The sequence below is a fragment of the Rhodosalinus sp. K401 genome (genome assembly GCF_041365735.1).
Taxonomy (GTDB): domain Bacteria; phylum Pseudomonadota; class Alphaproteobacteria; order Rhodobacterales; family Rhodobacteraceae; genus Rhodosalinus.
The window spans coordinates 38,529-63,427 of sequence record NZ_JBGFSI010000004.1 but is presented as its reverse complement, the minus strand read 5'-3'; the positions used below and the strand labels follow the sequence as shown (position 1 = coordinate 63,427).

General features: G+C 70.6%; 26 protein-coding genes and 1 pseudogene. 11 read left to right on the top strand and 16 right to left on the bottom strand.

Annotated features, from left to right (window positions below; genetic code table 11):
• Nucleotides 1–11 precede the first annotated feature (11 nt).
• Complete coding sequence (locus tag AB6A66_RS06200) at nt 12–716, bottom strand: transcriptional regulator (RefSeq protein ID WP_371038212.1); 705 nt, start codon at nt 714–716, stop codon at nt 12–14.
• Nucleotides 688–981 (bottom strand): hypothetical protein, encoded by a 294-nt coding sequence (locus AB6A66_RS06195; protein WP_371055204.1) that lies wholly within the window; start codon nt 979–981, stop codon nt 688–690. The genes AB6A66_RS06200 and AB6A66_RS06195 overlap by 29 nt, the downstream gene beginning before the upstream one ends.
• Before the next feature lie 179 nt (nt 982–1,160).
• Here AB6A66_RS06195 and AB6A66_RS06190 point away from each other — a divergent pair, with 179 nt between their 5' ends.
• The 4 genes from AB6A66_RS06190 (at nt 1,161) to AB6A66_RS06175 (ending at nt 4,290) form a co-directional block, all read left to right on the top strand.
• A complete protein-coding gene (locus tag AB6A66_RS06190; RefSeq protein ID WP_371055203.1) occupies nt 1,161–1,574 on the top strand; it encodes a hypothetical protein in 414 nt (137 codons plus the stop codon).
• A 109-nt stretch (nt 1,575–1,683) separates the two neighbouring features.
• Nucleotides 1,684–2,316 (top strand): ribonuclease HII, encoded by a 633-nt coding sequence (locus AB6A66_RS06185; protein WP_371055202.1) that lies wholly within the window; start codon nt 1,684–1,686, stop codon nt 2,314–2,316.
• Between the two features lie 102 nt (nt 2,317–2,418).
• Complete coding sequence (locus tag AB6A66_RS06180; protein WP_371038216.1) at nt 2,419–3,522, top strand: site-specific DNA-methyltransferase; 1,104 nt, start codon at nt 2,419–2,421, stop codon at nt 3,520–3,522.
• Between the two features lie 126 nt (nt 3,523–3,648).
• On the top strand, nt 3,649–4,290 hold the full coding sequence (locus AB6A66_RS06175; RefSeq protein WP_371038217.1) for an NAD(P)-dependent oxidoreductase: 642 nt from the start codon (nt 3,649–3,651) through the stop codon (nt 4,288–4,290).
• A gap of 545 nt (nt 4,291–4,835) precedes the next feature.
• Here the strand turns inward: AB6A66_RS06175 and AB6A66_RS06170 are convergent.
• The 4 genes from AB6A66_RS06170 to mutY all read right to left on the bottom strand — a co-directional run bounded on the left by AB6A66_RS06170 (nt 4,836) and on the right by mutY (nt 8,408).
• Complete coding sequence (locus AB6A66_RS06170; protein WP_371055201.1) at nt 4,836–5,558, bottom strand: hypothetical protein; 723 nt, start codon at nt 5,556–5,558, stop codon at nt 4,836–4,838.
• Nucleotides 5,559–5,767: 209 nt separating this feature from the next.
• On the bottom strand, nt 5,768–6,916 hold the full coding sequence (locus AB6A66_RS06165) for an alkane 1-monooxygenase (protein ID WP_371055200.1): 1,149 nt from the start codon (nt 6,914–6,916) through the stop codon (nt 5,768–5,770).
• Between the two features lie 142 nt (nt 6,917–7,058).
• Nucleotides 7,059–7,262, bottom strand: coding sequence for a hypothetical protein (locus tag AB6A66_RS06160; protein ID WP_371038220.1), 204 nt, complete (start codon nt 7,260–7,262; stop codon nt 7,059–7,061).
• 87 nt (nt 7,263–7,349) lie between these two features.
• Nucleotides 7,350–8,408, bottom strand: coding sequence for an A/G-specific adenine glycosylase (gene mutY / locus AB6A66_RS06155; RefSeq protein ID WP_371055199.1), 1,059 nt, complete (start codon nt 8,406–8,408; stop codon nt 7,350–7,352).
• Nucleotides 8,409–8,491: 83 nt separating this feature from the next.
• Between mutY and AB6A66_RS06150 the strand changes: the two genes are divergently transcribed.
• The 3 genes from AB6A66_RS06150 to AB6A66_RS06140 are packed head-to-tail and all read left to right on the top strand — an operon-like array spanning nt 8,492 to nt 10,805.
• The gene (locus AB6A66_RS06150) at nt 8,492–9,007 is read left to right on the top strand and encodes a DUF721 domain-containing protein (protein ID WP_371055198.1); all 516 of its coding nucleotides are present in this window, start codon (nt 8,492–8,494) and stop codon (nt 9,005–9,007) included.
• 14 nt (nt 9,008–9,021) lie between these two features.
• Nucleotides 9,022–9,687: a DsbA family protein gene (locus AB6A66_RS06145; RefSeq protein ID WP_371055197.1), complete on the top strand. Its 666-nt coding sequence runs from the start codon at nt 9,022–9,024 to the stop codon at nt 9,685–9,687.
• Nucleotides 9,684–10,805 carry a CaiB/BaiF CoA transferase family protein gene (locus tag AB6A66_RS06140; protein WP_371055196.1) on the top strand — a complete coding sequence of 374 codons (1,122 nt, stop codon included), beginning with the start codon at nt 9,684–9,686 and terminating at the stop codon, nt 10,803–10,805. The genes AB6A66_RS06145 and AB6A66_RS06140 overlap by 4 nt, the downstream gene beginning before the upstream one ends.
• Here the strand turns inward: AB6A66_RS06140 and lpxK are convergent.
• The 3 genes from lpxK to AB6A66_RS06125 all read right to left on the bottom strand — a co-directional run bounded on the left by lpxK (nt 10,802) and on the right by AB6A66_RS06125 (nt 13,262).
• Entirely contained in the window at nt 10,802–11,806 is a 1,005-nt protein-coding gene (lpxK, locus tag AB6A66_RS06135; protein ID WP_371055195.1) for a tetraacyldisaccharide 4'-kinase, read from the bottom strand. The two genes, AB6A66_RS06140 and lpxK, sit on opposite strands and share 4 nt — an antisense overlap.
• The gene (locus AB6A66_RS06130) at nt 11,806–12,924 is read right to left on the bottom strand and encodes a 3-deoxy-D-manno-octulosonic acid transferase (RefSeq protein WP_371055394.1); all 1,119 of its coding nucleotides are present in this window, start codon (nt 12,922–12,924) and stop codon (nt 11,806–11,808) included. Before AB6A66_RS06130 ends, lpxK begins: the two co-directional genes overlap by 1 nt.
• Before the next feature lie 92 nt (nt 12,925–13,016).
• A complete protein-coding gene (locus AB6A66_RS06125) occupies nt 13,017–13,262 on the bottom strand; it encodes a DUF4170 domain-containing protein (protein ID WP_371038226.1) in 246 nt (81 codons plus the stop codon).
• 75 nt (nt 13,263–13,337) lie between these two features.
• On the opposite strand from AB6A66_RS06125, the gene AB6A66_RS06120 reads away from it, so the two are divergent.
• Complete coding sequence (locus AB6A66_RS06120) at nt 13,338–13,802, top strand: ACT domain-containing protein (RefSeq protein ID WP_371055194.1); 465 nt, start codon at nt 13,338–13,340, stop codon at nt 13,800–13,802.
• Here the strand turns inward: AB6A66_RS06120 and AB6A66_RS06115 are convergent.
• From AB6A66_RS06115 to AB6A66_RS06105, 3 genes are all read right to left on the bottom strand, one after another.
• On the bottom strand, nt 13,760–14,545 hold the full coding sequence (locus tag AB6A66_RS06115) for an inositol monophosphatase (RefSeq protein WP_371055193.1): 786 nt from the start codon (nt 14,543–14,545) through the stop codon (nt 13,760–13,762). The genes AB6A66_RS06120 and AB6A66_RS06115 overlap by 43 nt on opposite strands.
• Complete coding sequence (locus AB6A66_RS06110; protein WP_371055192.1) at nt 14,532–15,881, bottom strand: TldD/PmbA family protein; 1,350 nt, start codon at nt 15,879–15,881, stop codon at nt 14,532–14,534. Before AB6A66_RS06110 ends, AB6A66_RS06115 begins: the two co-directional genes overlap by 14 nt.
• 138 nt (nt 15,882–16,019) lie before the next feature.
• Nucleotides 16,020–17,534: a DUF2125 domain-containing protein gene (locus AB6A66_RS06105; RefSeq protein ID WP_371055191.1), complete on the bottom strand. Its 1,515-nt coding sequence runs from the start codon at nt 17,532–17,534 to the stop codon at nt 16,020–16,022.
• Between the two features lie 149 nt (nt 17,535–17,683).
• Here AB6A66_RS06105 and AB6A66_RS06100 point away from each other — a divergent pair, with 149 nt between their 5' ends.
• Both AB6A66_RS06100 and AB6A66_RS06095 read left to right on the top strand, forming a co-directional pair.
• Nucleotides 17,684–18,436 (top strand): SDR family oxidoreductase, encoded by a 753-nt coding sequence (locus AB6A66_RS06100; RefSeq protein WP_371055190.1) that lies wholly within the window; start codon nt 17,684–17,686, stop codon nt 18,434–18,436.
• A complete protein-coding gene (locus tag AB6A66_RS06095; protein ID WP_371055189.1) occupies nt 18,433–19,047 on the top strand; it encodes an enoyl-CoA hydratase/isomerase family protein in 615 nt (204 codons plus the stop codon). The genes AB6A66_RS06100 and AB6A66_RS06095 overlap by 4 nt, the downstream gene beginning before the upstream one ends.
• Here the strand turns inward: AB6A66_RS06095 and AB6A66_RS06090 are convergent.
• Nucleotides 19,044–19,358, bottom strand: coding sequence for an HNH endonuclease (locus AB6A66_RS06090; protein ID WP_371055188.1), 315 nt, complete (start codon nt 19,356–19,358; stop codon nt 19,044–19,046). The two genes, AB6A66_RS06095 and AB6A66_RS06090, sit on opposite strands and share 4 nt — an antisense overlap.
• Nucleotides 19,359–19,401: 43 nt before the next feature.
• Here AB6A66_RS06090 and AB6A66_RS06085 point away from each other — a divergent pair, with 43 nt between their 5' ends.
• Nucleotides 19,402–20,589: a TIGR03862 family flavoprotein gene (locus AB6A66_RS06085; RefSeq protein ID WP_371055393.1), complete on the top strand. Its 1,188-nt coding sequence runs from the start codon at nt 19,402–19,404 to the stop codon at nt 20,587–20,589.
• On the opposite strand, the pseudogene AB6A66_RS06080 reads toward AB6A66_RS06085, so the two are convergent.
• From AB6A66_RS06080 to leuS, 3 genes and pseudogenes are all read right to left on the bottom strand, one after another.
• Nucleotides 20,586–21,820: pseudogene (locus tag AB6A66_RS06080) on the bottom strand (DNA polymerase III subunit delta). The gene AB6A66_RS06085 and the pseudogene AB6A66_RS06080 overlap by 4 nt on opposite strands.
• A gap of 7 nt (nt 21,821–21,827) precedes the next feature.
• A complete protein-coding gene (lptE, locus tag AB6A66_RS06075; protein WP_371055187.1) occupies nt 21,828–22,319 on the bottom strand; it encodes an LPS assembly lipoprotein LptE in 492 nt (163 codons plus the stop codon).
• The gene (leuS, locus tag AB6A66_RS06070; protein ID WP_371055186.1) at nt 22,306–24,897 is read right to left on the bottom strand and encodes a leucine--tRNA ligase; all 2,592 of its coding nucleotides are present in this window, start codon (nt 24,895–24,897) and stop codon (nt 22,306–22,308) included. Before leuS ends, lptE begins: the two co-directional genes overlap by 14 nt.
• Nucleotides 24,898–24,899 lie beyond the last annotated feature (2 nt).

Below are 24,899 nucleotides of genomic sequence, written 5' to 3'. Positions count from 1 at the left end.
GCGGGCGGCGCTCAGATCACCCGGATCGCGTCCTTGTCCACGGCCAGCATGTAGCCGCGCCGGGCGATGTTGCGCACCAGAAGCGCGCTCACCAGCTGGTTGCCCAGCCCGTCGCGCAGCCGCTTGATGCGCGTCGCGCCCGCGGCCTCGTCGCAGTCCGAGGCGTGGCGCCCGGAGATCACCGCCTCGATCTCGGCCCCGGTCAGCACCTCGTCGTCCATGCGCGCCTCGGCCAGCGCGCTCAGCGTCTCCATCGCGGCGGGGGTGAGGGTGAGCCCGAGATTGTTGAGATAGACGGTATTCTCCTCGCGGCTGATGAGGAGCGAGTTCACCTGGATGCCAGCGCGCTCGATCTGCGCCATGCGGCGGTTGAGCGCCACGAGCATCACCAGGAAAACGAGCGCGGCCACCAGCATCGCGGCGGCGAAGACCAGCAGCACCACGATCACCACGCGATAGCCTGCCAGCGTGTCCGAGAACGCCGTGCCGGATTGCGCGAGGATCTCGAGAAGCTTGATCTCGGCCTGGCTGGTGAGGTCGTCGTTCTCCACGAAGATGCGTTCGACGCGCGCGTTGAAGGCGTCGCCGTCGGGCAGCGTGACGAGCAGCAGCGCCGCCGCCCCCGCGAGCAGCGCGAGGATCGCGGCGATGCCCGCGCCGACGAGGCGCGCGCCGGGGCGGCGCGCCTCAGAACCGGAGGTGGAAGGCGCCGGCACTTTCTTTCCTTTCCGCGAGGCCCTCGGGGCCGAAGACCGAGACCACGTTGAGCAGCGTCCAGCCCGCCGCCGCGAGGCGCGGCGCGAGCGCCTCGGCCGCGGCGGCGGGCGTGCATTGCCCCGCGATCTCGGCGGTTCCGTAATGCAGGCGCAGGGGCGCGTCCTGCTTCGCCTTGTAATCGGCATAGCACTGCGCCGCGGCGGGCGTCGCCGCGAGCGCCGTCGCGATCACGAGGAGCGCGGGGAGGATGGCATGTCTTGTCATGCGCCAGACACTGCGCCCAAGCCCGCGGCTTTTCAATAACGCGGAGCTTGCGCGGGGGCGCTATCGGATAGCGGGGGCCGGTTATTGCCTGCCGCGCCGGACCGGGCCGAAGAGGGACCGCGCAGGCCCCGCGCCGCCGGACGCGGCCGGGGCGCCGGACGCAGAAAAGGAGTCCTCTCATGTCCCGACGTTTCGTCGCCGCCGTTCTGGCGGCCAGCCTGACGATCACCGCCCTGGCCGCCCAGCCCGCCCGGGCGGCCGACCAGGACGACCTCGCCCGCGTTCTTCTGGGCGTGGCGGCGATCGCCATCATCGGAAAGGCGATCCAGGACAATCGCAAGGACGAGCGGCGCCGCGCGGCGCCCGCGCGCCCGCAGCTTGCCAAGACCGTTCCGCCGCGCTGCCTGCGCACGATCGAGGACCGCAACGGCGTGCGCCGCTACATCGACCGCGACTGCGCCGTGCGCGCGGTGCCGCGGCCGGACCGGCTGCCGGGGGCCTGTCTTCAGCGCTATCGCACCTTCCACGGCCGTACGCTGGGCTACGCCGCACGCTGCATGCGCGCCGAAGGCTGGCGCCTCGATCGGGGGTGAGCAGGCCGGCGCCGCCGGGCGGTGCCGGCGACCGGGGGCGCGCGGCTGGCAGGGCGCGACCCCATTTTCGACTTGCCTTCGGCCCGTGTCGGGCGGCATCCCGTGATGCATGGACCGTCCCGACTTCACCCTCGAGCGCGCGCTGCATGGCCGTGGGCTGCTTCGCGTGGCCGGGCTGGACGAGGCTGGGCGGGGTCCGCTCGCCGGGCCGGTGACGGCGGCGGCCGTCATCTTCGATCCGGCGCGGGTCCCCGAAGGGCTGGACGATTCCAAGCGGCTGCCGCCGGCGCGCCGCGTCGAACTTGCCGCCGAGATCACCGCCGCGGGCGAGGTCTGCGTCGCCCATGCCAGCGTCGAGGAGATCGACGAACTCAACATCCTGCACGCCGCGCATCTGGCCATGTCGCGCGCCGTGGCCGGCCTGTCCCGCCCGCCCCAGCACCTTCTCGTGGACGGCAACCGCCTGCCCGCCGCGTTGCCCTGCGGCGCGGACGCGATCGTCGGCGGCGACGGGGTGTGCTGTTCGATCGCGGCGGCGGGCATCATGGCCAAGGTGGCGCGCGACGCGCTCATGCTGGAGCTTGCGCAACAGTTCCCGGGTTATGGCTGGGAGACGAACATGGGATACGGGTCGAAAAGCCACATCGCGGCGCTTCAAGATCTCGGACCCTCCCCACACCATAGGCGGTCCTTCGCGCCGGTGCACAAGATATTGTATCAAGCGAAAATGATAAGTACCTGATTCGAAAAAAGAAATTGACCGCGAATCGCCTTTGACTCATCTTCGGTCTCACCAGACGAGCGCGGACCGAACCGCGCCGGGGACAGAGGCAGAGAAAACACGATGACAACGCGCGAGACCGCGGCCGCCGTGCCGCGCAACGAGATCCTTGCCGGCGACTGCATCGAGGCCATGAAGACGCTTCCGGAGGCGTCGGTGGACCTCGTCTTCGCCGATCCGCCCTACAACCTGCAGCTTCGCGGGGACCTGCACCGCCCGGACAACAGCCGGGTGGACGCGGTGGACGACGACTGGGACCGCTTCGACAGCTTCGCGGCCTACGACGCCTTCTCGCGTGCCTGGCTCGCCGAGGCGCGGCGCGTCCTGAGGCCCGGGGGCGCGATCTGGGTGATCGGCTCCTACCACAACATCTTCCGCCTGGGCGCGGCCTTGCAGGACGCGGGCTTCTGGATCCTCAACGACGTTGTCTGGCGCAAGTCGAACCCGATGCCGAACTTCCGGGGCAAGCGCTTCACCAACGCTCACGAGACGCTGATCTGGGCAAGCCGTGAGGAAGGCGCGAAATACACCTTCAACTACGAGGCGCTCAAGGCGTTGAACGAGGGCATCCAGATGCGCTCGGACTGGGTGATCCCGCTTTGCACCGGACATGAGCGCCTCAAGGACGAGGCCGGCGGCAAGGCGCATCCGACCCAGAAGCCCGAGGCGCTGCTGCATCGTGTTCTCGTCGGCTGCACAAATCCCGGGGATCTGGTGCTCGATCCGTTCTTCGGCACCGGCACCACCGGCGCGGTCGCCCGGATGCTCGGGCGCGACTTCATCGGCATCGAGCGGGACGCGGGCTACCGCGAGCTCGCCGCGAAGCGGCTGCGCGCCGTGCGGCCCTACGATCGCTCCGCGCTGGAGGTGAGCCCGTCGCGGCGCGCGGAGCCGCGGGTGCCCTTCGGCCAGCTCGTCGAGCGCGGGATGCTGCGGCCGGGCGAGGTGCTGACCTCTCTCAGCGGCAAGAGCGCCAAGGTCCGCGCGGACGGCACGCTGGTGGCCGACCAGGTGAAGGGATCGATCCACCAGGTGGGCGCGGCGCTGGAAGGTGCGCCCTCCTGCAACGGGTGGACCTACTGGTGTTTCCGGCGCGACGGCAAGACGGTGCCGATCGACGTGCTGCGCCAGCAGCTGCGCGCCGAGATGGCCGCACGGCCCAACTGAGTCTCCGAACACCGCCGGTGCCTGTCGCCTGACAGCGCGCCGACCTGGCCCCGCCCTTCCGGCGGGGCCCTTTTTTATGCGCCGTTCGTGCTATCTGTTCGGGCGGAACGGCAAGGGGAGCCCGCAATGAAACGCATACTCGTGATCGGCGCGAGCCGCGGCATCGGCCTTGAAGTGACGCGCCAGGCGCTGGAACGCGGTTTCACGGTGCGCGCCATGGCCCGCAGCGCCGACAAGATCGCGCTCGACAGCGAGCGGCTGGAACCGGTGCCGGGCGACGCCACGGATCCAGCCGACCTCCGGCCCGCGCTGGAGGGGGTGGACGCCGTGATCCTCGCGCTCGGCGTGCCGAAGAACCTCGATTTCATCACGAAGCCGGTGGCGCTCTTCTCGACGGCCACCCAGGCGCTCCTGCCGCTGATGTCGGCCGCGGGGGTGCGGCGCCTGCTGGCCGTCACGGGCTTCGGCGCGGGCGAAAGCTCCGAACGGCTGAGCCTTGCGGAAAGATTGCCGTTCCGCGCCGTGATGGGGCGCGCCTACGACGACAAGACGCGCCAGGAGGATCTCATCAAGGCGAGCGATCTCGACTGGACGATCGTGCGCCCGGGCATCCTGACCAACGGGCCGCATACCGGGCGCTACAAGGTGCTGACCGAGAAGGCGGACTGGCGCAACGGGATCATCAGCCGCGCGGACGTGGCGGATTTCCTGCTGAACGCGCTGGAGGCCGACAGCCACGTCGGCGCGGCGCCGGTGCTGGTGCGCTGATGCCGGGCGCGCCCCTCACCTAGCGTTCTGCGCCTGACGTGAGTTCCCCGGAGCGCCTCTGGTGAACCTCCACCGCTCGGCAAAGGTGCGAGCGACGGTTTTGCGCAGGGTCGTAGTTTGCAAAGTTGGAGGATATACCGCGTGGGAAACAACACAAGCGGCCCAAATGCAACAACCACTTGCTAGCCCAGCCCTTTGCAGTAAATGGTCCAAACCTGAGCGAAACTCGTTGCCGTTGCGAATTGATGTCGAGAAAGGCCCCCAAAAAAATTCTCGGTAGACGGTTAGAGTTGATGTCCGCTATTGTAGGGAGGAGCTGTCGTCCGTCGAATGTCCGCTTAGCCACATTCAAGCCCAGGAAGGACGTTTTCTTAGGTCAGGCGATCCAATGGTGGACATTCATACGTCTTCCAGCATTAGACACTTCGGGCTCGAATCGGGCATTGAGCTTCAAGCACTGGTAATATCTCACATGCAACATCTACTGCAAAGGGCTGGCTTGCTTGCCGGAGACACAGATTGAAGCGCCTGAAAACCTCGGAAGTTTAAGATACATCGCGTAGCGTAGTGCCTAAATTTTCTAGATAATCGTTCGTCTTCCCTCTCACCCTCGCGTTTGGATGGTGTATCGAAATAAAAGTAGTACAACCTTTCACAGCACGCGAATGAAATTGCTCCCTTTCGAATGGCACTCCTGCGATTTCGGCCCAAAAACTTTCGTATTTCTTTCCATAGAAGATGACAGCTTTTGGCGCATGCTGCACATTCATATCTTTGATCGACGCTATGCGACCAGATCGATACCGAGCGTTGTAGGCAATCCGGCTTGCCAAAAATGGCATATCGGTGAATTCTGGATACTTCCAAGTAGTGATGCTCGGCGAGGGCAAGGGGTTCAATTCCATAATGCAGGTTGCCGAACCTCGTCTGCCAAGTTGCTGCCGCCAGTGGTTGCGCACACTAAGACCTGACTTGGAGCCTGAATTATAGGCGAGTTGAATGCGGCTAAGTGCTGACCAAGTGTTTTGCTTGGTAATCGAGCTAAAGCCACTCTCAATAAAAGCATCGTGGTACTCTGCCACGTCTTCCAGAGGCGAACATCCTCTTTGCTGCCAGGCGCGAATTCTATTCGTCACCTCGCCCGCGCTGTCTCCACCGCCTTCTTCCATACCTATAAACCATAGCGGGGAGTCGAAATCTCCATAACCGTAGAAGCCTGATGCGAATTCGTCTATTTCGCTCTCAGTGGGAAAGTTCAGTGCCGTCATTGATAAATGTCCTGTCGATAGAGGAAGGGGAATGTTCCGATCAGCGAGGTTCTATGTAATCGTTCGACATTTAATACATATCCAAGATTTAGGGAAGCCATGTATCCGCTCCGGGGCTGACTGCCGTCATCTGACATTCCCAGCCGCAATACTTGCGTCCTGACCTGTCGCCTGCCTTCGCAAGGGCATCTTGTATCAGGTGCAGAATGCTAGCGCGGCATCGGGTTGCGCGCCTTGTTGTAGGGGTGCCAGTCCGCGATCTCGGGGTAGTGCTGGCGCCGCCAGGCGCGCACGCGCGGGTTCATGATCCGCCGCCAGAGCGGCGGAACCATCGCCGCCATCGTCATCACCGGATAGCCGTAGGGCAGCTGCGGCGCCTCCCGGTCGGTGTAGGTCTGCAAGAGCGGGAACCGGCGATCCGGCTTGTAATGATGATCCGAGTGGCGTTGCAGGTTGATCAGCAGCCAGTTCGACGCCCGGTGCGACGCGTTCCAGCTATGGTGCGGCTGCACATGCTCGTATCGTCCGTCGCCCAGATGCTTTCGCGTCAGCCCGTAATGCTCGACGTAATTGACGAGTTCGAGCTGCCAGACCGCGATCACGGCTTGCCACAGAAAGAGCGCGAGGCCCGCCCAGCCCGAGAGGGCGAAGGCCAGCGCCAGCATCGAACCTTGCAGCGCCCAGTAGCGCCAGAACGGGTTCTCGCGCGCCCACCAGGGCCGGCCCTTGCGCGCGAGCATCTGCCGCTCGGCTGTGAAGGCCGAGGCGAGGGACTGGCGCAGTACGCGGGGGAAGAACCGGTGGAACCCCTCGTTGTAGCGCGCCGTCACCGGATCGCGGGGGGTTCCGACATAGCGATGGTGCACCAGCAGATGTTCCGAGCGGAAATGGGAGTAGAGCACCATGGCGAGAAGGACGTCGCCCAGCCAGCGTTCCCACCGGTTCCGCTGGTGCATCAACTCATGGCTGTAATTGATCCCGATGGTGCCGGTGATGACGCCCACGCCGAAGAACAGCGCCACCGTTTCGGGCGTGCCCAGATGATCCGCCCGCGGGACGTACCAGAGAAGACCGAAAAGCGTGACGAACTGTACCGGCGCCCAGACCCGGGTGACGAGGCTGTACCAGCGCAGCGCCTCGTCGGGCGTGTCCGGGTCGGCATTGCCGCTGTCGCGCCCGAGCGCGGCGTCGGCCGCGGCGAAGAGATACCAGGTCACGAGCGGCAGCAGCAGCACGTTCCAGCCCCCGGCCCATGCACCGTACGCCGCGAGCGGCGGCAGCGCCAGCGACAGCCAGAACGGAATGGCCGACTGCCAGCGGCTCAGCTGCGTGGCGGGGATCGTGTGAAGCTGCTGCATGGCGCGTGCGACCGCTTGGTGATGTCTGGAGTCGAGACTAGCACCGGGGCGGCCGCGTGGCGACGGGCGGGCGCACCGGCCGCGAGGCGACCTTGCGTCACCGGGCGCCCCGGCACTCGCCGCGCGGCGTCCGCGGCCGCGCTCAGATCAGAATAAGCATCCCCGCGAGCCCGAGACCGAATCCCGTGACGAGCCCGACGACGATCACGCCGAACCGCATCGTCGGGCGGGCCTGCGCCTCGTCCTCGCCGATCGCCCCACCGTCGGTCGAGGCAAGCGGCGCGCCGGCCCCGTGGCGCGCTTCGATCCGCGCAAGACGCGCCTGGAAATCCGAGTGATTCGACATCGCCCTGATCCGTCCTGGTGACTTTGGGGCGGTGTCGCGCGCGGCCGTGGCAGGCTTGCGGAGAGACTGTGGCGAAATCGCGGTGCGCTACAACTTTCGCGCGATGTCGAAGGCCTTGCGCATGACCGTGGGCAGTTCCGACGGGCGGAACACCTCGGGGTCCAGGAACGTCCCGCGTTCGGGCGCACGGTCCATCGGGACGAGCGCGGTGCGAATCGCAAGGCGCAGGTGAAAGTGGGTGAAGGTGTGCCGCGCCTCGGCGCCCGCGTCGCGCCATTCCGCGCGGATCGGCGGCGCGGGATCGGGTGCGCCCTCGGCCCAGTCGGTGCCGGGCCAGCCCAGCATCCCGCCCAGAAGGCCGCTGTCGGGCCGCCGCTCCAAGAGCCAGGCCCCGTCCACCCGCCGGGCCAGGTAGGCGATGCCGTGGCGCACCGGCTTCGGTTTCTTAGGGGTCTTGCGCGGCAGCCCGGCCGCCGTGCCCTCGGCCCGCGCGGCGCAGGGCGCGCGCCACGGGCAGATGCCGCAGGCGGGATTGCGCGGCGTGCAGATCGTAGCGCCGAGGTCCATCACCGCCTGGGCGTAGCAGCCCGGCCGCGCATCGGGCGTCAGGCGGGCCGCGGCCTTGGTCAGCTCGGGCTTCGCGGCGGGCAGGGGCGTGCGGATGTCGTGCAACCGCGCCATAACCCGCTCCACGTTGCCGTCCACCACCGTCTCGGGCCGGTCGAACGCGATCGCGGCGATCGCCGCGGCGGTATAGGGGCCGATGCCCGGCAGCGCCCGCAGCGCGTCCGCGCTGTCGGGGAACCGACCGCCATGATCGGATGCCACCACGCGGGCGCATTTCAGCAGGTTGCGGGCGCGCGCGTAGTAGCCGAGCCCAGCCCACTCGCCCATCACCGCGCCGTCCTCGGCGGCGGCGAGCGCCTCTACCGTGGGCCAGCGTTCGGTGAAGCGGTGAAAGTACCCACGCACCGCGGCCACGGTGGTCTGCTGAAGCATCACCTCGCTCAGCCAGACGCGGTAGGGATCGGGCCGGCGCCCTTCCGCGCGCTCTGCCGGCCCCACGCGCCACGGAAGCGCCCGCGCATGGCGGTCATACCAGGCGAGAAGCTCATCGGCGGAAGGCGATTCACGCAAGCGTGACATGGAGTTGGCTGACCTCGCGGCGGAAGGGGCTGGCGCGCGGCGCTTGGTCCCTTAGAATAGGGGGTGAGGTAAGGATTCAACCCGTGATCGACAGACCCGCGACCACGCGCGGTTTCGCCCGCGCCGCGACCCTTCTGCAATCCCGCATCCGCCGCGCCGGCGAGGCGCGCGGCTTCGCCGTGTCCCGTCTGCTCACAAGGTGGGAAGAGATCGCCGGCGCCGACATGGCCGCCGTGGCGCGCCCGGTGAAGGTCAGCTACGCGCAGGGCGGCTTCGGCGCGACGCTGACGCTGCTGACGACGGGCGCGCACGCCCCGGTTCTGGAGATGCAGAAGGAACGCCTGCGCGCCCGCGTGAACGCCGCCTACGGCTACAACGCCATCGCCCGGCTGCGCATCACCCAGACCGCGCCCGAGGGTTTCGCGGAAGCGCAGGCGGGTTACACCGCGCCTGCGCGGCGCGCGCCCGCACCCGACCCCCGGACCGAGCGCGAGGCCCAAAGCCTCGCCGCGCCCGTGGCCGACGAGGGCCTGCGCGAGGCGCTCGAGACACTGGCCCGGAACGTGCTCTCCCGCGAGCGCGCCGGCCGCAGCACCTGACGGAGAGACATTCCATGACACGATACATCGTTCCCGCCGCGCTCGCGCTCGTTCTCGTTGTGGGGGGCGCCGTCTGGCTCACCCGCGCGCCAAGCGCTCCGGAAGGGCTGCCGATGGCGGCCGAGGCGCAGGGCGCGGAGGTGGACACCTCCTCGGTCACCGAGATGGCGCTCGGCGATCCCGACGCGCCGGTGACGGTGATCGAATACGCCTCCTTCACCTGCCCGCACTGCGCGAGCTTCCACACCGGGCCGTTCGAGCAGATCAAGGAGAACTACGTGGATACCGGCAAGGTCCGTTTCATCCACCGGGAGGTCTATTTCGACAAGTACGGCATGTGGGCCTCGCTGATCGCGCGCTGCGCCGGGCCGGATCGCTACTTCGGCATCGTCGACCTGATCTACGACGGTCAGAGCGAATGGTCGCGCGCGGGCTCCGACCTCGCCATCGCCAACGAACTGCGCAAGATCGGGCGCATGGCGGGGATGGACAACGACCGGATCGAGGCCTGCCTGACCGACGCGGACAAGCTTCGGACCCTCGTCGCATGGTACCAGGAAAACGCCACCGAGCATGACATCGACGCCACGCCGAGCTTCGTCATAGACGGCGAGAAATACTCCAACATGGGCTATTCCGATTTCGCCCGCATCCTGGACGAAAAGCTCGCCGGGCAATGACCGCCCCGCTCGAAGGGGTCCGTGTCGTCGAGCTGGCGCGCATCCTGGCCGGTCCCTGGGCCGGCCAGGTCCTCGCCGACCTCGGCGCGGAGGTGGTGAAGGTCGAAAGCCCCGAGGGGGACGATACGCGCCGCTGGGGGCCGCCCTTCGTGGAGCGTGACGGCGCGCGCGAAGCCGCCTATTACCATTCCTGCAATCGCGGCAAGGCGAGCGTGACCGCCGATTTCCGCACCGAGGCGGGCCGTGCCAGGGTTCTGGAGCTGGTGGCCGGGGCGGACGTGGTGATCGAGAACTTCAAGGTGGGCGGGCTCGCCAAGTACGGGCTGGATTACGCGAGCCTCGCGCCCGATCATCCCGGGCTGGTCTATTGTTCGGTCACCGGGTTCGGGCAGGACGGCCCCTACGCCCACCGGGCGGGCTACGACTACATCATCCAGGGCATGTCGGGGTTCATGTCGATCACCGGCGATCCGGACGGCCCGCCGCAGCGCGCGGGCGTTGCGGTCACCGACATCTTCACGGGCGTCTATGCCGCGACCGCGATCCTCGCCGCCCTGCATCAGCGCGCGCGCACGGGGCGGGGCCAGCACGTCGACATGGCGCTCCTCGACGTCGCCGTGGCGGTCACGGCGAACCAGGCGATGAACTATCTGGCCACCGGAACGCCGCCCGCGCGCACGGGCAATTTCCACCCGAATCTCGCGCCCTACCAGGTTTTCGCCTGCGCGGACGGCCACATCATCATCGCCACCGGCAACGACGCGCAGTATCGCCGGCTCTGCGGGCTTCTGGGCGCTGACCACCTCGGCGAGGCGGCGGAGTTCGCGACCAACGCCGACCGGGTGCAACGCCGCGATCTGCTTTCCGCGCGGCTCGAGGCGCAGACGCGGGGCTGGTCCAAGGCCGCGCTTCTGTCCGCCTGCGAGGCCGAGGGCGTGCCGGCGGGACCGATCAACGACATGGCCGAGGTCTTCGCCGACCCGCAGGTGCGGCACCGGGGCATGCAGGTGACCCTCGACGGGGTGCCGGGCGTGCGCTCGCCCTTCGCTTTCTCGGATTCGGATCTCACGCTGCGCCGCCCGTCCCCGAAGCTCGGCGAGGACGACGGCACGGCCTAGCCTTCCGCGGTCTCCACAACGCCCGCGAGCGCGGCGTCGAGCGGCGACCAGTCCACCAGTTCGAGGCGCACCGGCAGGGTCAGGACCTTCGGCCGGAAGGCGGCCGGAAGGCGCACCGCGTCCTTCTCTGTGGTGACGAGCTGCGCGCCGAGGGCCGCCGCCTCCCGCTCCAGCCGGGCCAGCAGCGCGGGCGTCAGCGGCTGGTGATCCTGGAGCGCCTCGGCGCGGGTGAGCTCCGCGCCGAGACCCTTAAGCGTCGCGAAGAACTTCTCCGGATGGCCGATCCCCGCGAAGGCGAGAAGCCGCGCGCCGGTCCAGTCCATGCCGGTCTGGAGCGTGGCGAGATGGCCGCGAAGATGCGGCACGCGGATCGCCCCGCCCCATGTCGCGTCGAAGGCGCGCTGGGCGGGCGGCGCCCCGATGGACAGCAGCATGTCGGCGCGCGCCAGCCCCGCCTCCACCGGCTCGCGCAGCGGTCCGGCGGGAAGGCAGCGCCCGTTGCCGAAGCCGAGCGCCGCGTCCACCACCACGATCGAGAGGTCCTTGGCCAGCGCCGGGTTCTGGAACCCGTCGTCGAGAACGATCGCCTCGGCCCCCGCCGCCGCGGCGGCGCGCGCGCCGGCGGCGCGGTCCCGCGCCACCCAGACCGGGCCGAAGGCCGACAGCAGCAGCGGCTCGTCGCCCACATCCGCGGCGTCGTGGCGGCGCGGGTCCACCCGCACGGGGCCTTCAAGCCGCCCGCCGTGACCGCGCGAGACGACATGCGCCGCAACGCCCTGCGCCGCGAGGCGCTGCACGAGCGCCATGACGGTGGGCGTCTTGCCCGTGCCGCCGGCATTGAGGTTGCCCACGCAGATCACCGGCGCGCCGGGCCGCGCGCCGGGCCCCCTGGCCACGCGCCGCGCCGTGGCCCGCGCCGTCAGCGCCCCGAGAGGCGCGAGCAGGCGCGCGCGCCAGTCCGGGCGGTCGGGCGGAGTGAACCAGAAGGCAGGGGCGCGCATCAGGTGAGCCTTCCCAGGTCGAGCGTGTCGAGCACGAGGTCCACGATACGGTCCGTGGCCTCTGCCCCTTCGGAGGCGACGCTCCAGGCGGCCTCGGCCATCGCCGCGGCGCGGTCCGGCGCCAGAAGCTGCGCCAGCGCCGCGGCGAGGCCGTCGGCATCCGCGATCCGAAGCGCCGCCGCCGCCGCGTCGAGCCGCGCGTAGGCGTCGATGTGGCGGCGCACGTTCGGCCCGTGAATCACCGCAGAGCCAAGCGCGGCCGGCGCGAAGGGATCCTCGCCGCCGCGCTCCGTTTCGATGGAGCTTCCCATGAAGGTGACCGGGGCGAGGCGGTAGAGCAAGCCGAGATCGCCCGGGCCCTCCGAGACGAGCACCTGAGTCCGGTCCTGGGGCGGCCCGTCCCGCATCCGTGCCACGGAAAGCCCCGCCGCCGTGGCCATCGCCGCGGTGACCTCGGGGGTGACGGTCCGCTCCGCCGGCGCCAGCACGAGCAGAAGCCTGTGCGACAGGCGTGCCGCCGCACGATGGGCGCGCAGCACGGTTCGCATTTCGGTGGGCTGGACATGGGCGGCGAGCCAGACCGGCCGCCCCGCCAGCGCCTCGCCGAGGCGCTCGAGCATGCGAAGGTCGCAGGGCAGCGCCGCGCCGGCCTCCTGCAGCGGGCCCGTCACCGTGATCTCGCTTTCGGGAACGCCGAGACGCTCCAGCCGCCGCCCGGCGGCACCGGTGCGCGCGAAGCAGGCGGTGAAAAAGGCGAGGGTCGCCGGCACCACGCGCGGCAGGAACCGGACCGGCCGCCGGGAAAGGCCCGTCTCTTCGGCGTCCACCATCAGAAGGGGCACGCCCGCCCGTGCCGCGCAGGCCAGAAGCGCGGGCCTGACGGCGCCCCCGCCCCAGATGCCGCAATCGGGACGCCAGTGGGCGAGGAAGGCCTCGGCCGCGGCGCTGTTCTCGTCCGGCACGCGTCGCCAGATGGCCTCGCCGGGCAGCGTGTCCGGCCGGGCGTCGTCCGCACTGGTGAAGAGCAGCGCGAGACCTGGCCGCTGCGCCGCGATCCGCTGCCCGAGCTGGACCAGCCCGCGCGGCCGCGCATGGCGTCCCAGGTGCAGCCAGACAATTTCCTCCCCGGGGCGCGCTTCGGTCTCCGCCGCCGCCCCGCGCAGCGGCTTGCGGGTCAGGGCCAGGTAGGCGGCGAGGCCGGGGGCGGGTCTCAGCTGTCGAGTTCCTCGGTGGGCGAGGCCTCCGCGGCCTCGTCGCGCAGGCGGTGCAGGTGGGCGATGAAGTAGCGGGTGTGGGCGTTGTCCACCGTGCGCTGCGCCTCGGCCTTCCAGGCGTTGTAGGCGCTCTGGTAATCGGGAAAGATGCCGACCATGTGGATGTCGTCGACGTTCTTGAACTTCGTGCTGGTGGGATCGACCAGCTCGCCGCCGAAGACCAGATGCAGTCGCTGCGCCATGGCTGTTCCCTTTCGCTGTGGGCCGGACCGGCGCGACCCTACGCGATGGGGGCGCCCGGTCAAGGCGGGTCGGGCATGAGCGCCCCGGGTCAACCCGTGCGCGACACGCGCGCGATGATCGCGGCGATGGAGCCCGCGCTCGATCCCGCGACCTATCGCTTCTGCACCTGCGCGGATCCCGCCCGCGCCGCCGAGGCCGCGGCGCGGGCGCTCGCGACCTTTCGGGAGGATGAGGGGCTTTCGCTCGTGCTTGCGGTGGCCGAGGCGCGGGACATGGGCTTTCCCGACGGTCCCGCGATGCGGCGGATCACGCTTACCGTGCACTCCGCGCTCGACGGCGTGGGCCTCACTGCTGCCGTGTCAGAGGCGCTCGCCGCGCGCGGCATCGCCTGCAACGTGGTCGCGGCCTTCCACCACGATCATCTTTTCGTGCCGGAGATCCATGCGGACGAGGCGATGGAGGCGCTTTCGGCCCTTCAGCGCGCCGCGCGGGCCGGTCAGCCCCCGCCGCCCCGAAGCGCCTCGATCAGCGGCGCGTGAAGCTGCGGCGGGGCGGCCACCACGCCGGCGGTGCGCGGCGGATCGGTGTTGAAGCGCGGGGTGCCGCCGTGCCGGTCGGTCACGACCGCCCCGGCCTCGACGCAAAGCAGCAGCCCGGCGGCGATGTCCCAGTCCCAGCTTTCGCGCAGCGTCAGCATGGCGTCAAACCGCCCCTCCGCCACCAGCGCGAGGCGGTAGGCGAGCGAGGGCCGGTGATGGCGCTCGAAGTCCGGGCGCCCCCCCGGCCAGTTCCGGTCATCGAGCGCGTACCGGGTCGCCAGCACGTTCGCGCCGTCGATCTCCTGCCGGGCGGAGGCCGAGAGCCGTGCGCCGTTCAGCCAGGCGCCGCCGCCCGCCTCGGCGCTGTAGAGCAGGTCATGGGCAGGAAGATAGACCACGGCTGCGCTGATCGCGCCCCCCGCCGCCACCGCGAGCGAGAGCGACCAGCTCGAGGATCCCTCGATGAAGCCGGTGGTTCCGTCGATGGGGTCGAGGACGAAGCATCGCTCGGCGGCCAGCCGATCCGGGGCGTCCTCGTCCTCCTCGCTCAGCCAGCCATAGTCGGGCCGCGCCGGACGAAGGATCTCGGCGAGCGCGGCGTTCACGGCGATGTCGGCCTCGGTCACCGGGCCCGCGTTTTCCGGCTTGTCCCAGCGTTTCGCGGTCGGGCCGTGGAAGCGCAGCGCGACCGCGCCAGCCGTTCGGGCGGCGCGGACGAGCAGGGCGAGGTCACTCTCCTGCAAGCGTCAGCCCCTCGACCAGAAGCGAGGGCACGACGCGCGACAGCCACGGCCGCGCGTCGTTGGCGGGCACGAGGGTCAGAAGCATCTCGCGCAGGTTGCCCGCCACCGTGCATTCATTGACCGGCCAGGCGATCTCGCCGTTCTCCACCCAGAAACCGGACGCCCCGCGCGAGTAGTCGCCGGTGTTCGGGTTGATCGTGGAGCCGATCATCGAGGTCACCAGGAGCCCCGTCCCCATCTCGGCAAGAAGCTCCGCGCGGCTTCGTGTGCCCTGGGTGAGGGCCACGTTCCAGTTGGTCGGCGAGGGCGGCGAGGACACGCCGCGCGCGGCGTTGCCGGTCGAGGCCATGCCGAGCTTTCGCGCGGTGGCCAGGTCGAGCGTCCAGCCCGTCAGCCTTCCGTTCTCGACGATGGCGCGGCGGCGGGTCGACAGCCCCTCGGCGTCGAAGGGCCGCGAACCCGGCACGCGGGGGCGATGCGGATCCTCGATCAGCGACAGGGCCTCGGGCAGGACCTGCTCGCCCAGCGCGTCGCGCAGCCACGACGCGCCGCGCGCCACCGCGGTGCCGTTGATCGCCGACAGAAGGTGCCCGACCAGCGAGGCGGCGATCCGCTCGTCGAAGACCACCGGGTAGGCGCCGGTGCGCGGGCGGCGCGCGCCCAGCCGCTCCACCGCGCGTTCGCCGGCGGTGCGGCCGATCTCGTCTGCGTCGCGCAGGTCCGACTGGTAGACCCGGCCGTCGCCGTCGTAGTCGCGTTCCATGCCGAGCCCCTCGCCGGCGATCGCCACGCAGGACAGCGACCGGCTGGTGCGCCGGTAGCCGCCGGAAAATCCGTTGCTGGCCGCGAGATGCATCTCGCGCGCGCCCCAGGAGGCCGAGGCGGCCTGCACCTGGCTGACGCCCTCGACCGCCAGGGCGGCGGCCTCGGCGCGGGCCGCGTCCTGCTGCAGCGCGTCGGGCGCGGGTTCGGGGGCGGGATCGGCCAGGTCGAGCGCCGCCGCCGAGCGATCCTCGGCAAGCTGCGCCGCATCGGCGAGGCCGGCATGGGGATCCTCCGGCGCCTCGCGCGCCATCGCCACGGCGCGTTCCGCCATCTCGGCGATGGTTTCCGCGCGGGGATCGGAGGCGGACACGCAGGCTTGGCGGCGGCCCAGCATGACCCTTAGGCCGAGGTCGATCCCTTCCGCCCGCTCCGCCTGTTCCAGCGCGCCGCCGCGCACCTCGACGGTCACCGAGCGGTCGGCCAGCACCATCGCGTCCGCGCTTTCGGCGCCCGCCCTGCGCGCGGCGTCGAGAAGCTGGGCGGAGAGCGTGTCGGGGCTCGGGGTGGGCATGGGCGGTCTCCTCGGCTGTGAGCCCGTGAGGTAGACCTCGCCCCGCCGCTTCGCAAGCGGGGCGTGCCCGCCGGGGTCGCGAAACCGTCCGCGCCGACCGGACCCCCGGCCGGCGCGGCACGGCCCCGTGCGCCGGCGCTACTGGATACGCTGGCCGTTGGCGAGGATCTGCCCCTCGCCGTTGATGGCGATGTTCGAGCGCAGGACGTCGTCGCCCGCCGGCACCGCGAACATGCTCATCATCATCCGCGCGCCCATCGCCTGTTCCTCCGGCAGCAGGCCCATGCTCACCAGCGTGTCGAGCAGCGCGTTGGCGCCCGCGAGGCGCAGGTCGATCGACCCGGTGGGGTGCGGCATGCCGTTGAAGGTGGCCGTGTCGCTGTTGTCGAAGGTGAAGGCGCCCTCGCCCGTCAGTTCGGCGCCTGCCGCGCGCAGTTCCAGGCTGTTCAGCGTCATCGCCTCCAGCTGCGCGGGCTCGTCCGCGCTTTCCATGACGTCGGGGTCGAAGACGTTCACCAGGACGCGGGCGAGCCCGTCCACGTCGAGCGAGAGCGTGGCCGGATCGCGGGGCAGCATCGCGCCCGGGTCGAAGATGTTCCAGAGATTGTCGGACATCGTGAAATCGCCGAGCGTGAGACCGAGCGAGAAGGCGCGCGGCTCGTCGGACGGGGTGAGCGGCACGACGAAGGACATGACGGTCCGGGCCATCTGGAAGGACACCGGGAAGGGCAGTTCGTCGCCCTCGAGCGTCACATCGGTGCCCTCGCCCGTCAGATCGTAGGACAGCCGTTCGGCGTCGATGGCCAACGCGACGCCGCCTTGCGTCGCCCGGGTGGAGCCGGTGAGGGTCTGCCCGTCCTCCTCGGCGGAGAAGTCGGCCTGTCCGCCCGAGTAGGAGAGGCTGCTTTCCAGGGCATACCCCTCGTCGAGCGCCGCGGCCATGTCGTCGAGGTCCGCGCGTTCGGGGATGCGCGCGGAGGTCCGCGACTCCAGCGCGTTCATGCTGCCCTTGAGCGTCACGCGCCCGTCGTCGCCCTCGGGGTCGACGAAATCGACGTCGTAGTCGAGCCGCTCCATCGAGGCGCTCTGCTCGATGGCACGCAGCGGCCCGCTGCCCACCGTGGCCGTTCCGTCAAGCCCGGTGACCGTCAGCGCCGCGCGGGCGTCCCCGGGCGGAACGGGCTGTCCGTCCACCACAAGATCGGCGAGCGCGATGCCCAGCTGCGCGGCGCCGTAGTCGTAGCGCAGGCTGTCCTCCGGATCGCCCGAGACGACGATCTCGAGGCCCGACTGGGTCAGGTCGAGGCGGAAGTCGGCGGGCGGCTCGTCCTCGGGCCGGGCCGAGATCGCGACGGGCAGGGTCTCGGGGTAGCGGATGCTGACCGTGCCGTCACCGTTCTCGGTGAAGCGGATCTCGGGCACCGTCACATCCACCGAGCCTTCGTCGTCCGGCAGGGCGCGGGCAAGCGAGATGTCGCGCACCGTCAGCGTGTCGCCGGCCGCCGAATCGCTCGCCGTGACGCTGTATCCCATACCCTCCAGGTAGCCGCGCATGTCGTCCCAGACCTGCCGGGCGGTGACGTCGGCGCTCGCGCCGCCGGCGGCGAGGGCGATGACGGCGGCGAGGCCGCCGCGCAAGGTGTTCCAGCTCATGGTTCGGCCTTTCATGCGTATCGTTCGGCCCGAGCGTCCTCCCGCGCGGGCGGCAGGTCAAGCCCGAAGCCTCGGGGTGGACGTCTGCCGGGGGCAGCCGTATCACCCCGGTACGACGGAAGCGCGACATCGCGGCAGGGAGGCGAGGCATGGGCGGACTGGACGGAAAGGTGGTCATGGTCACCGGGGCGAGCCGGGGCATCGGCGCGGCCGCGGCGCGCGCCTTCGCTGCCGAGGGCGCGAAGGTGGCGCTTCTCGCGCGGAGCGAGCGGGACATCGCCGAACTGGCCGGAGAGATCGGCCCCGATGCCATCGCGGTGCCCTGCAACGTCGCGCGCTACCTCGAGGTGGAGGCCGCGGTGGGCGCCTGCCTGCAGGCCTTCGGGCGGCTCGACGTGCTGGTGAACAACGCCGGGGTGATCGAGCCCATCTCGCCCCTGGCCGATGCCGACCCGGACGCCTGGGCGCAGGCCGTCGCCATCAACCTCAACGGCGTCTTCCATGGGATGCGCGCCGCGATGCCGGTGATGATCGAGGCGGGCGGTGGCACGATCCTGACGGTCAGCTCGGGCGCGGCGCACAGCCCGCTGGAAGGCTGGAGCCATTATTGCGCCTCGAAGGCGGGCGCCGCGATGCTGACCCGCTGCGCCGACACCGAGGGCCGCGCCCACGGCATCCGCGCCATGGGCCTCAGCCCCGGCACGGTGGCGACCGAGATGCAGCGCGAGATCAAGGCGAGCGGGATCAATCCCGTGAGCGCGCTCGACTGGTCCGAGCACATCCCCCCCGAATGGCCCGCCCGCGCGCTGGTGTGGATGTGCAGGGCCGAGGCCGACCCCTGGATCGGCGAGGAGATCAGCCTCCGCGATCCCGACATCCGCGCGAAGGTGGGTCTTTCATGATCCGGGTGACGCGCGAGGGCGGGCTCTGGACCGCCGTGATCGACCGGCCGGAAAAGGCCAATTCGCTGACCCTGGAAATGCTCCAGGATCTCGCCGAATTCGCCGAGAGCGCGAGCGCGGAAGGCGCGCGGGCGCTCGTCCTGACCGGCGCAGGCGGCGTCTTTTCGGCGGGGGCGGACCTCGAGGAGGCGCGCGCGGGGCTTGCCACCTCCCCGGTGTGGGAGCGGCTTTCGGCCGCCGTCGCGGGCTTTCCGGGCCTTTCGATCGCCGCGCTCAACGGCACGCTTGCGGGCGGCGCCTTCGGCATGGCGCTGGCCTGCGACCTGCGCCTCGCCGCGCCCGAGGCGAAATTCTTCTACCCGGTGATGAAGCTCGGCTTCCTGCCCCAGCCCTCCGATCCCGGGCGGCTCGCCGCGCTGGTGGGGCCGGCGCGGGCGAAGCTGCTGCTCATGGGCGGCGCGAAGATCGGGGCGGACGAGGCGCTGGCCTTCGGGCTCGTCGATCGTGTCCTGCCCGCCGATGACCTCATGGACGCGGCGCATACCCTCGCCGCGGACACGCTCGCCGCCGCGCCCGAGCATGCCCGCGCCATCAAGGAGCTCTGCCGCTAGCGCCGCCGTCGCAGACGGCGCGCGCCCGGCGAACGCGAGTGGAAGTCCGGCGGGCGCTTCGACACCCAGCCGATGAACCGCGCCAGACGGGGATGCGCGCGCAGCGCCTCGACGGTGTGAAAGTCCCGCGCCAGTTCGGCCTCGGTCAGCGTGGCGTGGATCTCGTTGTGGCAGATCTGGTGCAGAAGCACCGTGGGCCCGCCCTTGCCGCCCTTCAGCTTCGGCACGAGGTGGTGCAGGCTTTGCCGCGCGCCCGGCGGGATCGGGCGGCCGCAGAGCGGGCAGACGGGATCGGGCGCGGTGTCGGTCATCGGCGCAGAGCATGGTCCGCGCCGCGGAAAGGGCAAGGACGCGATGGAGCGGATCGAGGCGCTGGTGGTGGGTGCGGGGCCGGCGGGGCTGATGGCGGCCGAGGAACTCGCCCGCGCAGGCCGCGCCGTGCTGGTCGTCGAGGCGAAGCCCTCGGTCGCCCGGAAGTTCCTGATGGCCGGCAAGTCCGGCCTCAATCTCACCAAGGCCGAAGCCCGCCCGCGCGTCCTCGCCGCCTACGGCGCCGCGGCGGATCCGCTGCGCCCGATGCTGGAGGCCTTCGGCCCCGAGGAGGTCATGCGCTGGGCCGAGGGGCTCGGCCAGCCGCTCTTCACCGGCTCCTCCGGGCGCGTCTTTCCGGAGGCGATGAAGGCCTCGCCGCTCCTGCGCGCCTGGCTCGCCCGGCTCGACGGGCTCGGTGTCGCGCGCCGCGTGCGCTGGCGCTGGACGGGCTGGGAGGGCGCGGCGCTCCGCTTCGAGACGCCCGGCGGGCCGCGCCTGATCGAGGCCGGTCGCACGGTTCTGGCGCTGGGCGGGGCGAGCTGGGCGCGGCTCGGCTCGGACGGGGCCTGGGCCCCGTGGCTCGCCGCGCGGGGCGTGCCGATCGCGCCCTTCGCGCCATCGAACGCCGCGCTTCGGGTGGCGTGGTCGGCGCACATGGCGCGGCATTTCGGACGGCCCGCGAAGCCGCTCGCACTTCTTGCGGGCGGCCGGCGGGTGCGCGGCGAGGCAGTGATCTCCGCGCGCGGGCTCGAGGGCGGCGGGCTCTATCCGCTGACACCGGAACTTCGCGCGGGCGCGCCGCTCTTCCTGGATCTCGCGCCCGACCTCACCGAGGCCGAGGTGGCCCGGCGGCTCGCCCGCCCGCGGGGCAAGGCGAGTCTCTCCAACCATCTCCGCCGCGCGCTGCGGCTGGATCCCGTGCGCCAGGCGCTACTGATGGAGTTCGCGCGGCCGCTGCCGGCCGCGCCCGGGGCGCTTGCGCTGCTCGTCAAGGCGCTGCCCGTGGCCCATGCCGGGCTCGCGGCCCTCGACGAGGCGATCTCGACCGCGGGCGGCGTGCGCTGGGAGGGGCTCGATTCGGGGCTTCAGCTGCGCGATGTGCCCGGGGTCTGGTGCGCGGGCGAGATGCTCGACTGGGAGGCGCCGACGGGCGGCTACCTGCTGACCGCCTGCCTTTCCACGGGGCGCTGGGCCGGGCGCGCGGCGGCGGCGGCGCGCGCCACGCCCTAGCGCGCCCCCAGCCGGGCGAGACGAATCAGGAGACGTTCCACCAGCGCCATGGCGGGGGCGGTCTGCCCCGCCGAGCGCAGCGCGAGGTCGGTGTCCACGATCATGCCGAGCCCCTCGTCGAGCCGCGGCGCGCCCCATCGCTGGGCCTGCCGGACCATGCGGTCGCGGCGCGGGCCGAAGACCGGCGGCCGCAGCCGCGCCGCCCCCTCGGACGGTCCGCCCGGGGCGGAGGCGATGGCATAGAGCGCCCGGAAATGGCGCGCCGCCGCGATCACGAGGCCAACGGGCGTCGCGCCCTGCGCCGCGAGGCGCTGCATGATCGGGCCGATCTCGCCGTCGCGCCCCTCGGCCGCGGCATGCACGGCGTCGTCCATGTCCGCCTCGGTGGAGGCGGGTGCCAGGGCCGCGACATCGGCGGGGCCGAGCGGCGTGTCGTCGGACATCTTGTAGAGCACGAGCTTTTCCAGCGTCTGGCGAAAGTCGCCCGGCTCGATCTGTCTGGCGAGCNCGCCGCGAGGCGCTGCATGATCGGGCCGATCTCGCCGTCGCGCCCCTCGGCCGCGGCATGCACGGCGTCGTCCATGTCCGCCTCGGTGGAGGCGGGTGCCAGGGCCGCGACATCGGCGGGGCCGAGCGGCGTGTCGTCGGACATCTTGTAGAGCACGAGCTTTTCCAGCGTCTGGCGAAAGTCGCCCGGCTCGATCTGTCTGGCGAGCGCGGCGAGCGCCTCGCCGGCGTCGCGCGGGATGTCCGAAAGACCGGCGCGGTCCAGTTCCGCCTCGATCTCGGCGCGGCCCATGGGCTCGTCGTAGACGCCGGCTGCGTAGGCCGACCCGTGACCTTCGAACAGCTTGCGGAGCTTCGACCGCGCGTTGAGCGAGCCGGCGGTGACGACGATCTGCGCGTCGCCCGGCCGCCATTCGCCCAGGGCGGTGGCGATCGTGTCGGCGAGGCCGTCGCCCGCCTCTTCCACGAAGGCGACGCGCGGGCCTGGAAAGAAGCCCTGCGCCTTCACCGCGTCGAGCAGACGCGCCGGGTCGCGGCGCAGGTCCGCGGCGGCGATGCGCGTCAGCCGCATCTCGGTCTCGCCCTCGGGTCCGACGAGCGCCGCGATCACCTCCTGCCGGCGAAGCGCGATGCGCATGGTGTCCGTCCCGTGGATCAGAAGCCCCGCGGCGTTCGGGTCGGGCCGGGCGAAGTAGCGGGGCGCGTCGCGGGGCGAAAGCTTCATCGCGGGCTCAGGAAAGATCCGGCGCCGCCAGAAGCAGCCGGTCCACGATCCGGTCGGCGAGCAGCCCCATCAGCCGCGTTTCCGCGTCCCGTCGTGCGGCCTCGGTGGCCACGATGCTTCCGGTGGTGGAGTAGCCGGTGAAGCCGTCGACCTCGCCCTCGGCCAGCACCGTGCCCCCCTCCGCGTCGGAGAGCGTGTAGGCCGCGCGGCCCAAGAGCTGGAAACGCGAGGTGCGCCCGTCGCGCGTGGAGCCGAGCCCCTCGGATCTGACGGAGGGCACGACATCGAGCGCGTAGCGGCCCGCCGTCGCGGCCCCGAGACGCTCTTCGAGCCGCGCGCGCAGGTCGAATCCCGCCCGTGTTCCGGGGGCGGAGAAGGCGACCTGCCCCTGAAGCCGGGATGCGCCCCCGCCCGGGGCGTAGACCGGCGTGAAGCCGCAGCCCGCCAGCGCCGCCGCGCAGGCCGCCAGAACGAAGCTGCGGCGATCAGACCACGACATTCACGATCCGCCCCGGCACGACGATGACCTTGCGCGGCGCGGCGCCCTCGAGCGCCTTTGCCACCGCATCGGTGGCGAGGGCCGCCTTTTCGACGTCTTCCTTGCCGAGGTCGCGCGGCACGGTGATCTCGGCCCGGCGCTTGCCGTTGACCTGCACCGGCAGGGTGACGGTGTCCTCCACCAGCATGGTTTCGTCGGCCTCGGGCCAGGGCGCGTCGATGACGAGGCCCTCGCGGCCCAGAAGCGCCCAGAGCTCCTCGGACAGATGCGGGGTCATCGGCGACATGAGCTGCGCGAGCGCCGCGGCGGCCTGCCGTTTCGCGCCGCCCCCCGCGGCCGATTTCGAGAGCGTCGCGGTGAAGGCGTAGAGCCGGGCGATCGCGGCGTTGAAGCCGAAGCTTTCCACCCCCTGCGTGACGTCGTGGATGGTCTTGTGCATCTCGCGCAGAAGCGCCTCGTCCTCTTCCGGCTGGCCGGCCTCGTCCGGCAGGCCGGCGATCTCGGCGACGATCCGGTGGACGCGGGCGAGGTGCTTGTGCGCGGCCTCCGCGCCGGAGGCCGTCCATTCAACGTCGCGCTCGGGCGGGCTGTCCGACAGGACGAACCAGCGCACCGTGTCGGCGCCGAAGGCGGCGATGATCGAGACCGGGTCCACCACGTTCTTCTTGGATTTCGACATCTTGGCGGAGGCGACGATCTCGACGGGCGCGCCCGTCTCCTTCAGGACCGTCGTGCCGTCGCGGGTCTCGACCTCCTCGGGGAAGTGATAGACGGGCCGCCCCTCGGCGTCGCGGGTCTGGTAGATCGCGTGGGTCACCATGCCCTGGGTGAAGAGCGCCTCGAAGGGTTCCTTCGACTTCTCGGGCAGGTGGCCGCAGATGTGCATCGCGCGGGCGAAGAAGCGGGAATAGAGCAGGTGCAGGATCGCGTGCTCGATGCCGCCGATATACTGGTCCACGTTCATCCAGTAGGCGGCTTCCTCGGGGTCCGTGGGCGTCTCGGCATGGGGCGCGGTGAAGCGCGCGTAATACCAGGAGCTGTCCACGAAAGTGTCCATCGTGTCGGTCTCGCGCCGCGCGCGCTTGCCGCAGGCGGGGCAGTCGGTGTGCGCCCAGCTCGGGTGCCGGTCGAGCGGGTTGCCGGGCACCGAGAAGTCGATCGGTGTGCCGTCCTCGTCGTAGGGGAGGAGGACCGGCAGGTTCTCCTTCTTCTCCGGCACCACGCCGCAATCGTCGCAGTGGACCACGGGGATCGGGCAGCCCCAGTAGCGCTGGCGCGAGAGGCCCCAGTCGCGCAGGCGATACTTGGTCACGCCCCGGCCGACGCCGTTCTCCTCGCAGAAGCGGATCGCGGCCTCCACGGCCTCCTCGCCGGTCTGCTCGGTCTCGCCGGCGAAGCCGCGGATGTAGATCACGCGCTCGGACTTCGGCGGCACGAAGGCGGGCCCGCCATCCTCTGCGAGCGGCTGGCCGTCATCCTCCAACGGCGCGAAGGTGGAAATCACCGGCAGGTCGTATTTCCGCGCGAAGTCGAGGTCGCGCTGGTCATGCGCCGGGCAGCCGAAGATCGCGCCGGTGCCGTAGTCCATCAGGATGAAGTTGGCGATCCAGACCGGCAGCTCCCAGCTGGTGTCGAAGGGGTGCCGCACCCGCAAGCCGGTGTCGTGGCCCTTCTTCTCGGCGGTCTCGAGCTCCTCCTCCGAGGTGCCCATCCGCCGGCACTCGGCGTTGAAGGCGGCGATGCCGTCGTCGTGGCGTTCGAGCGATCGCGCCAGCGGATGATCGGGCGAGACGGCGACGAAGCTCGCGCCGAGAAGCGTGTCGGGCCGGGTGGTATAGACCTCCACCCGGTCGTGCCCCTCGATCCCGTCCACCAGCGAAAAGGAGAACTGCAGGCCGCGGCTCTTGCCGATCCAGTTGGCCTGCATGGTCTTCACCTTGGCGGGCCAGTCGTCGAGCGTCTCCAGCGCCTCCAGCAGTTCCTCGGAATAGTCCGAGATACGGAAGAACCACTGCACCAGCTCGCGCCGCTCGACCGCCGCGCCCGAGCGCCAGCCCTTGCCGTCGATCACCTGCTCGTTGGCGAGCACGGTCATGTCGACGGGATCCCAGTTCACCACCGCCGCCTTGCGGTAGACGAGGCCCTTTTCCAGGAAGTCGAGGAAAAGCGCCTGCTGCTGGCCGTAATACTCGGGGTCGCAGGTGGCGAATTCCCGGCTCCAGTCGATGGAAAGGCCCAGGGGCTTCATCTGCCCGCGCATGTCGGCGATGTTGCCGTAGGTCCAGTCCTTCGGGTGGCCCCCGCTCGCCATCGCCGCGTTCTCTGCGGGCATGCCGAAGGCGTCCCATCCCATCGGGTGCAGCACGTTGAAGCCCTGCGCGCGCTTGTAGCGCGCCACCACGTCGCCCATCGTGTAGTTGCGCACATGCCCGATATGGATGCGCCCCGACGGATAGGGGAACATCTCGAGCACGTAGTATTTCGGCCGCGCGGGATCGGCCGTGGCGGCGAAAGCGCCGGCCTCGTCCCAGGCGGCCTGCCATTTCGGCTCGATCTCGGCGGGGGCGTAGCGGGCCATGG

Excerpts from the sequence above, each read along its gene's own strand:
- AB6A66_RS06185 (WP_371055202.1), top strand. The coding sequence starts at position 1,684 with ATGGACCGTCCCGACTTCACCCTCGAGCGCGCGCTGCATGGCCGTGGG.
- AB6A66_RS06145 (WP_371055197.1), top strand. The coding sequence starts at position 9,022 with ATGACACGATACATCGTTCCCGCCGCGCTCGCGCTCGTTCTCGTTGTG.
- AB6A66_RS06195 (WP_371055204.1), bottom strand. The coding sequence starts at position 981 with ATGACAAGACATGCCATCCTCCCCGCGCTCCTCGTGATCGCGACGGCG.
- leuS (WP_371055186.1), bottom strand. The coding sequence starts at position 24,897 with ATGGCCCGCTACGCCCCCGCCGAGATCGAGCCGAAATGGCAGGCCGCC.
- lptE (WP_371055187.1), bottom strand. The coding sequence starts at position 22,319 with ATGTCGTGGTCTGATCGCCGCAGCTTCGTTCTGGCGGCCTGCGCGGCG.
- AB6A66_RS06175 (WP_371038217.1), top strand. The coding sequence starts at position 3,649 with ATGAAACGCATACTCGTGATCGGCGCGAGCCGCGGCATCGGCCTTGAA.
- AB6A66_RS06105 (WP_371055191.1), bottom strand. The coding sequence starts at position 17,534 with ATGAGCTGGAACACCTTGCGCGGCGGCCTCGCCGCCGTCATCGCCCTC.
- AB6A66_RS06110 (WP_371055192.1), bottom strand. The coding sequence starts at position 15,881 with ATGCCCACCCCGAGCCCCGACACGCTCTCCGCCCAGCTTCTCGACGCC.
- AB6A66_RS06125 (WP_371038226.1), bottom strand. The coding sequence starts at position 13,262 with ATGGCGCAGCGACTGCATCTGGTCTTCGGCGGCGAGCTGGTCGATCCC.
- AB6A66_RS06180 (WP_371038216.1), top strand. The coding sequence starts at position 2,419 with ATGACAACGCGCGAGACCGCGGCCGCCGTGCCGCGCAACGAGATCCTT.
- AB6A66_RS06090 (WP_371055188.1), bottom strand. The coding sequence starts at position 19,358 with ATGACCGACACCGCGCCCGATCCCGTCTGCCCGCTCTGCGGCCGCCCG.
- AB6A66_RS06095 (WP_371055189.1), top strand. The coding sequence starts at position 18,433 with ATGATCCGGGTGACGCGCGAGGGCGGGCTCTGGACCGCCGTGATCGAC.
- AB6A66_RS06120 (WP_371055194.1), top strand. The coding sequence starts at position 13,338 with ATGAGCGCCCCGGGTCAACCCGTGCGCGACACGCGCGCGATGATCGCG.
- AB6A66_RS06160 (WP_371038220.1), bottom strand. The coding sequence starts at position 7,262 with ATGTCGAATCACTCGGATTTCCAGGCGCGTCTTGCGCGGATCGAAGCG.
- AB6A66_RS06170 (WP_371055201.1), bottom strand. The coding sequence starts at position 5,558 with ATGACGGCACTGAACTTTCCCACTGAGAGCGAAATAGACGAATTCGCA.
- AB6A66_RS06140 (WP_371055196.1), top strand. The coding sequence starts at position 9,684 with ATGACCGCCCCGCTCGAAGGGGTCCGTGTCGTCGAGCTGGCGCGCATC.
- AB6A66_RS06165 (WP_371055200.1), bottom strand. The coding sequence starts at position 6,916 with ATGCAGCAGCTTCACACGATCCCCGCCACGCAGCTGAGCCGCTGGCAG.
- AB6A66_RS06085 (WP_371055393.1), top strand. The coding sequence starts at position 19,402 with ATGGAGCGGATCGAGGCGCTGGTGGTGGGTGCGGGGCCGGCGGGGCTG.
- AB6A66_RS06100 (WP_371055190.1), top strand. The coding sequence starts at position 17,684 with ATGGGCGGACTGGACGGAAAGGTGGTCATGGTCACCGGGGCGAGCCGG.
- mutY (WP_371055199.1), bottom strand. The coding sequence starts at position 8,408 with ATGTCACGCTTGCGTGAATCGCCTTCCGCCGATGAGCTTCTCGCCTGG.
- lpxK (WP_371055195.1), bottom strand. The coding sequence starts at position 11,806 with ATGCGCGCCCCTGCCTTCTGGTTCACTCCGCCCGACCGCCCGGACTGG.
- AB6A66_RS06190 (WP_371055203.1), top strand. The coding sequence starts at position 1,161 with ATGTCCCGACGTTTCGTCGCCGCCGTTCTGGCGGCCAGCCTGACGATC.